The following is a 6,644-nucleotide window of genomic DNA, read 5'->3' as shown; positions in this document are numbered from 1 at the left end:
CAGGGCAGCGGGGTGGAGGAGAGGGCGGTGCCGAGGGAGAAGCCACGGAAGTCGGCCAGTAGGTCCAGGGGCTGTGTCTCGTTGAGGTCGCGACGGTCCGCAGGTCGTAAAGGTAAGAGTGGTTGTTCTTTGGAAGTCACCTCTATTGGTGATCGAGGCACCCGTGAAAGACCGGCGCAGGCGCGGTGACTTGACCGCGATGTGAGACTTGCAGCATGGATATCGGGCGTGAGTCGCGGTGGGAAAAGGACGCAATGACGGTGGAGATCGTTTTCGCCCTGGTGACTGCCGCCGTGCTGGCTGGGGTGATCTTCGCCGTCACCTGGACTCTCGTCCTGCTCCTTGACCTCTCCGGGGCGGCCGAGAGAGGTGTGTTGGCAGGGGGCACACTGCTCGCAACGGTGGCCGGAGTGTGGCGTCTGGTCCGAGTGCTGCTTCGGTTCGACAAGCAGCGCCGAATGGGCCACTGACTGCGGGCTTCTCCTTGTGGTCGGTAGCCTCCCGGCGTCGTATCGTTGAGCGGTTGCCGCCGGATGAGTTGTGGCAGTCGTTTCAGCGCGTGGCTCCGGGAGCAGCGTCGCGGCTGCAAGGCGGTGGCCGACGTCGCCACGGTGATCGGAAGGTGCTGGCGGCGATCGTGTTCGTGGCGACGTCAGGCTGCACGTGGCAGCAGCAGCTCGCAGCGTCGTTCGGGCCGTCAGGTGTGACAGCCCACCGCAGGTTCACAAGGAGCGTACCCCCGCTCCGGTCCCGCCGGGGCGGCTGCGAGGACGCAAGCCCGGAAAACTGCATGGCGACAAGGGCCACGACTACCGCCACCTGCGGCAATGAAGGTCCCAGCGCGGCGTCCGGCACCACATCGCACACAAGGGCGTCGAGAACTCACAGCGACTTGGGTTACACCGCCGGACCATTGAACGCACCATGGACTGACTTGCTGGCTGCCGCCGACTCCGCCGACGCTACGACCGCAAAGCCGAGCACTTTCCCGCCTTTACCGGCATCACCTGCACTCTCATCTGCTACCGCAGAATTACCAATGGGATGACACCTTAACCTGCACGAAGGAGCGAATGGGTAGCCTGGCAGGGCTGCCGAGGGCACAGTGGGGCTGAACGTTCGTATGCCACAAGTGCTCGCCGGACCGACCTGGAGCTGCGAGACATGAATGGTCACTCGAAGGTGCTGATGAGTCCAGCGAAAGTCGCCGACTTGGCGTCCTGCCTTGAGGGCCGGGGGGGGGCAGCCCGCGTAGCGATAGCGGGGTGCGTGGTCTCACCGTAGCCGGAAGAGTAAGGGCTGACGGGCTTGGCGGCTGCACGACAACCTACATAGACGCCCCCCTACAGTTTGGGCTGCTGAAATGGACAGAAGAACGGTTCCTTGGCGTAACACGACGCACGACTGGAAGAGCACCGTGGATGTCCACCACCTCACGCGTATCCGGCACGAGTGGGCCGCCTTTGCACCGAGCGGTACGAAGCACCTGATCCTCGAAGTCGTCGCTTATGCAGCCGACGAGGCGGAAGTACGGGGCGCAGGGCATTGCACCGTCACGTTCCACGTCAACGGATCTGTATCGGTCGCGGACGACGGGCGAGGCACCGACACACGCTTCGATCACCACGGACAAGCCGTAAAGAAGCCGGTCATGGCGACAAAAGACCTTCGATTCTTCGACCACCCCAACGCGCAACTGCTTCCCGACGGCCATCCGCGCCGCGGTGCGTCCGTTGTTGCTGCGCTCAGCGAATGGCTCATACACACCAACCGTCGCGCAGGAGGAGCCTGGACTCAACGCTACGAGTTGGGCATCCCCTCGACTGGCCTGACCCGGATCGTCGACGACGGCACGACCGGCACCATTGTCCATTTCCTCCCCACCGAGCCCGTGCGCACAGCAGCCGAACCAAACGCGGACGAGCTGAGACAACTCGTCACAGTGTGGCCGCACCTGACCGTCGAAGTCGACGATCGACAGGGCGGCTGACTCAGTACGAGACGACTGCAGACTCAGAGGGCTGAACAACGATCTGAGGTACATGATCACCTCTGGGGCGGCTGCGCGTCTGGCGGGCAGCGGCAGCGCGGCCGTCTGGACAGCGTCGCGGCTGACAGCGCGTGAGGCCACACCGGAGGGCGTCAGGGAACGTGCCAGCGCGGCAATTTCCTTCAGTGCACGACGGTGCTGGGGCAGCGCCAGCAGCAGACCTCGTCGTCGAGCTCTACGCCTCCACGGCTACGCCTAAAAACACCGGCGAGCGCCGAGACGCTTTGGACGCCTTCACCCGCGCATACCTGAAGCGCGCCCTCATCGAAGGACACTGCGTGAGCGCTGCAAAGTGAGCGGTGGGGTGCACTACGCGACGGGTGACCGCATCGCCGCGGCTCGAGACGATGTAGTCGCCTGCACCGTCCAAGCTGCTCACCTGACCTCGCCGCTCGCGCTGCCAATCCAGCGATAGGTTTGGTGAATTGCGCAACACGGCGGCTCAGGCATCGGTATGGCATCCATGGCTGGCACGGTAGGAGACTAGTCAGGGCAGAAGGTGGACGACCAGCCGCCTGTTTGTCTGCACATGCCCGGTGGCTTGCCTTCCGGCACCCATCACCTGGCCGGGGCCGTCCCGTCGACTTTCTGTAGCTTGCAGTTCGCCGCCACTGCGACCAAGCTGCGGTCCCAGATACCTCGGCGACGCCCTTGGACGGACTCTCGCAGTGCAGGCTGGCCTTCTCCCTGGCCTACCGGACCTACTCGGCACGGGTCGCAGGGCAGCAGGTTGCGATTGTCAGCCTTCAACTTCGGGGCGCAGAGGAGGAAGAGTTCCATGTCCAAGCGGACATCGGGTCTTCACGGGAAAGGTGAAGCGCATGAGTGATGACCCGGCTCCCGGTGAGCCGGTACGGCATCTGTCGGCTGTGGAAGAGGAGGACCAGGCCCGCCGCGTTGCTGCGGCTTGGCAGCGCGTCGAGGCCTGGCTGCGCGAGCATGCTCCCGCCTCCTACGCCACGCTCCAGTCGGGGGCCTCCGAGGAGGCTCTTGCGGTGCTGGAAAGCGATCTAGGCGCGCGCGTCCCAAAGCAGTTGAGGACGCTGTGGCATCTTCGCGCGGGGGCAGCAGCCGGAGAAGGTTCTGCCTTCATGCTGGGCAACTGGGCCCTGATGAGGCTGTCGCGAGTGTCCAAGACGCACCGGCTGCACATAGAGCTGCAGCAGGACCGGGAAGAAGACGAAGACTATGAACCGGAAGAGGACGTGTTCTGGCAGCCGGGCTGGATGCCCTTCTCCTCCTTCGCTGTGGACGATGAGACCTACGGTCTGTACCTCGACGGTGACACAGGCGAGGTGCGCAAGTGGGAAGAGTCGAACGAGGAGCATGATTCGGTAGCCGACTCCTTGGCCGCCTACCTCGAAAAGATGGCAGACGGCCTCGAGCATCCTGCTCCGCCGCCAGCCGGCGCAGGGCTGCTGCGCGGGGCGGCACTGCATTGGGGAATGCCCATTCTCGACGCGGACGCTGCGGTGTGGGAGGCGCTGAGCGGTTGAAAGCATGTGGGGCGGCCCGTCACGGCCGCCCCACATGCAGGGGCTGTCAGATCTTGCGCCAAGAGCAGGGCTTGCCTGCATCGCAGTGCTCGAAGCCCGGCATGCTCAGGAAAAACGTGTCGTTGTCGAGCATCCGCCACCTGGGCGCGGGGAACTTCTTGAACGCCGCTTGGTTCTCGGCGGAGGGGATGGCGGCCCGGCCGCAGCTCTCCTTCCAGCTTGGCCCGTTCTTTGCTTTGCGGGTGTCGGCCAGCAGACCGAAGTCGTCGCCGGTGCCCATCTTGTCGGCGAACAGCTGGGCACACTCATCACCGTTGCTGACCTGGTTCGGGCTGCCGGGGAAGCCGCCCGACTCATGAGTGGAGGCCATCGCGAACTCGTCGCAGTCCACCTCTCCGATTCCGGTCGTGGGCTTGATGTAAGTGCCGCACACCTTCTGGCGGCTGTCATCACGTGACCACGGCTCGCCCTGAGAGTTCCGGACCGGGGTGTCCTTGCCCAGGTAGTGCATGGGCTCGTCGCCGCTTCCGGGACGCCCCGGCATGTTCTGCTGCATCAGCCAGTAGTAGGCGCCCGCCGCGGGGACCTTGTTGGTGTCGACCGTGTACGTAGGGTCAAAGCCCTGCAATACGCAGCCGGGAGTCATGCGGTTTTTCAGGTCATCGCAGCGCGGTGCCAGCTCGCGGCTGTTCTTGTCGCCGCTGGAGCCGTAGTCGCCGGTCACGGTCATCGCGTTACCGACGTCGACGGTCGCATCGACCTTCCATTCCAGATCGATGGTCTCCTTGCCGGAACCGGTCCACGTGGTGCTGATGTCCGCGATCTGGGCGGCGTTAATACCCGACTCACCAGGCGACCAGTGACCGTCATCGGTGCCGCCGGAGTAGCTGGACCACTTCGGCGCCGTCGTGGTGCACGAGCTGCACTTCACGGTGGGCTTCCAGTACAGGTTCACCCCGTTGAGCGCCGAGTCGATGTGCAGCGGCGTGGCGATCAGCTGCTGCCGGAAGGTGGCCTTGCTGCCTCCGCCGGATGCCTTGTTCGGGTATGCCTTGATGCGCTGCTCGATGAAAAAGTCCGCAACACCGAGCGGCGGGTCGTCCGGATCGGAGGAGAGGAAGACGATGTTCGCGTTGCCGGCGCCCCGCAGGCAGGCCTCGGTGCGGGTCATGTGGTCCTCGCCGAGAGGTTTGTCCATGCACCACGGCACAAGGTCGCCGCTGGCTGAGGCCCGGGGGGACTTGAGCGCCTTCCGGTCCTGTTTGGACGCAGGGGTGAAGCTCATGCACACCTTGTTGCCCTGCGCATCGACTTTGGAACATGTCTGCTCTTTTGTCTGCCGTGCGCCGAGCACCGTGCCAGGATCGGTACGGACGGTCTGCCGCGGCTCCTGCTTGGTGGAGTCGATGGAAGAGGACGTCTGCGGCTCGGGGAAGGTCACATACGGGTCGATACGGAAGCGTTCCCACTTCGACCATTCCGTCTCATAGAGACCACCGTCATAGGCAGAGGTGCGGAACGCGTAGTTCACGCCCGGCTTCAGGTAGCCGTACTCCACCTCGACCTTGGCGGTCGTGCCGGAGGGGACCATCTCGGAGACCCGTACGCCGTCCTTGTTCCCGTCGTTGATACTTACATCGTCGGTGGGCTTGCCGTTGCTGTCGGTTTCCGACACTTGGAACGTCAGGTTCGCGTCGTCGCCGTCGGGATCGGTGACGGTGTTTTCCAGGACGACCTGGGGGGTGACGACGCTCCACACCCCGTCCTTGTGCTGGGACTGCGGGCCGGCCTTGAGATCATCACCGGACTCGGGCCGGTGTCCTGCCCTGGCGCCTGACTCGGGTCCTTGCGCGGCCAGTTCAACCGGGCTGCTGCTCAGGCGCCGGGCAGCAGAAGGGCTGAGAGCCTGGTCGCTCACGCCCGCTGCTTGTGCGGCGCCAGAAGCGACGAGCAACGTCGCGCAGGCGGCTACGAAACCGCGCCGTAGGCGGAGTCGGGTTATTCGGTGCACGCGGTGGGTGCTCCCTTCACACCACGCCTCCCGGCGTCGACATATGTGCCGCCGCAGGGAGGCGGACGGATGGACGATGTCGCGCCGTCGGCATTCCTATGCCGCATTTAGGTTGCCGGTCAGTAGGACATGAGAGGACAGAGGGCACTTACCGCCCTTGCCGGTCGTGACCCTGCTCACGGTTGCACTGAGTGATGTAACGATCACATTGCAGTCACGTCTGATGAGGAAGTCCGTGTTCGGGTCGCCGCCCGCCTGGCCCGCAGCCGCTACCTCTTCGTGGTGCTGATCGAGGCATGGGTCCTGCGCTCGCGCATCGGCGCCCCAGCCACGATGGCCGGTCAGCTCACCCACCTGCTGACCGTGATGCCGCTGCCCTTGGTCTGTCTCGGCAGCATCCCCCAAGGCGCCGCGCGGAGGGAGTGGCCGCTGGAGGCCTTCTACCTCTACGACGACCAGCACCTCGTCATCGAGACCCCGACCGCCAGCAGCAGTGTCCGCAAGCGGCGCGAGATCGAGCAACGACCTGCGCGCGGATGTGCTGTGCGTCCTCGGTGTGCTGAAGGTCGCCACGGCCGACCAGATCCAGCGGGTGTCCTCTCCGCACCTGACCTACCGGCACACGACCAAGCCGACCCGGGCGAAGCAGAAGGAAGCCCGCACATCCTCCCACCGGGCTGCGGCGAACGACCTGCAGCGCCACGGCTTGGCCGTTGACGGTGGCCGCGCACGCGGCGGTGAGGAGACCAGGCTCCCCACCAAGGACGGCCTGGCCGCCGCCGCGATCGAGCTGGAGGAAATGGGCGGCATGCCCAAGAGCGCGGATCGGTCCGGTTTTCGCTCCGGGTGTGTGCTGGGCCGGGGCGTGCTGGCGTGGTCATTCTGTCAATCTCGTTTTGAAGTCGGGCAGCTTCGGCGCGTTTGATCTGTTCACGGCCGCCGAGGACCGCCTCCGCGGCCCGGCCCGGCCCGGTTTCCCTCGTGACTTCGCCACCGTCACCGTCACGTCACGGCACCGCCACACCGCGAACGACCGCCCCGCCCCGCCCGTACTGGCCCGCCGCCCGTACTGGTCCGCCGCCCGTAC

6 protein-coding genes and 2 pseudogenes are annotated in these 6,644 nt (G+C 65.3%); 7 read left to right on the top strand and 1 reads right to left on the bottom strand.

The window, feature by feature from the left end; translation table 11 throughout:
* The first annotated feature begins 215 nt into the window (after positions 1-215).
* The 4 genes and pseudogenes from AB8Z75_RS27200 (at position 216) to AB8Z75_RS27185 (ending at position 3,546) form a co-directional block, all read left to right on the top strand.
* Positions 216-470: a DUF6332 family protein gene (locus tag AB8Z75_RS27200; RefSeq protein ID WP_369206482.1), complete on the top strand. Its 255-nt coding sequence runs from the start codon at positions 216-218 to the stop codon at positions 468-470.
* 41 nt (positions 471-511) lie between these two features.
* Positions 512-1,056, top strand: a pseudogene (locus tag AB8Z75_RS27195) (transposase).
* Positions 1,057-1,363: 307 nt separating this feature from the next.
* On the top strand, positions 1,364-1,990 hold the full coding sequence (locus AB8Z75_RS27190; RefSeq protein ID WP_369206480.1) for an ATP-binding protein: 627 nt from the start codon (positions 1,364-1,366) through the stop codon (positions 1,988-1,990).
* An 881-nt stretch (positions 1,991-2,871) separates the two neighbouring features.
* Positions 2,872-3,546 (top strand): SMI1/KNR4 family protein, encoded by a 675-nt coding sequence (locus AB8Z75_RS27185; protein WP_369206478.1) that lies wholly within the window; start codon positions 2,872-2,874, stop codon positions 3,544-3,546.
* Positions 3,547-3,592: 46 nt separating this feature from the next.
* Here the strand turns inward: AB8Z75_RS27185 and AB8Z75_RS27180 are convergent, their stop codons facing one another.
* Positions 3,593-5,464: a hypothetical protein gene (locus AB8Z75_RS27180; RefSeq protein ID WP_369206476.1), complete on the bottom strand. Its 1,872-nt coding sequence runs from the start codon at positions 5,462-5,464 to the stop codon at positions 3,593-3,595.
* Positions 5,465-5,764: 300 nt separating this feature from the next.
* Here AB8Z75_RS27180 and AB8Z75_RS27175 point away from each other — a divergent pair.
* From AB8Z75_RS27175 to AB8Z75_RS27165, 3 genes and pseudogenes are all read left to right on the top strand, one after another.
* Positions 5,765-6,016, top strand: a pseudogene (locus AB8Z75_RS27175) (Scr1 family TA system antitoxin-like transcriptional regulator); the annotation flags it as partial.
* Between the two features lie 97 nt (positions 6,017-6,113).
* Positions 6,114-6,482, top strand: coding sequence for a hypothetical protein (locus AB8Z75_RS27170; protein WP_369206474.1), 369 nt, complete (start codon positions 6,114-6,116; stop codon positions 6,480-6,482).
* Positions 6,454-6,644, top strand: a 191-nt coding sequence (locus AB8Z75_RS27165; protein ID WP_369206472.1) for a hypothetical protein, incomplete at its 3' end; no start/stop codon positions are given. The genes AB8Z75_RS27170 and AB8Z75_RS27165, both read left to right, overlap by 29 nt.

This window comes from Streptomyces sp. PU-14G, assembly GCF_041028275.1.
GTDB lineage: Bacteria > Actinomycetota > Actinomycetes > Streptomycetales > Streptomycetaceae > Streptomyces.
This window is presented reverse-complemented; position numbering and strand designations above follow the sequence as displayed.

Bases quoted from the DNA above. Each gene is read 5' to 3' on its own strand.
- AB8Z75_RS27200 (WP_369206482.1), top strand. From the start codon at position 216: ATGGATATCGGGCGTGAGTCGCGGTGGGAAAAGGACGCAATGACGGTG.
- AB8Z75_RS27190 (WP_369206480.1), top strand. From the start codon at position 1,364: ATGGACAGAAGAACGGTTCCTTGGCGTAACACGACGCACGACTGGAAG.
- AB8Z75_RS27185 (WP_369206478.1), top strand. From the start codon at position 2,872: ATGAGTGATGACCCGGCTCCCGGTGAGCCGGTACGGCATCTGTCGGCT.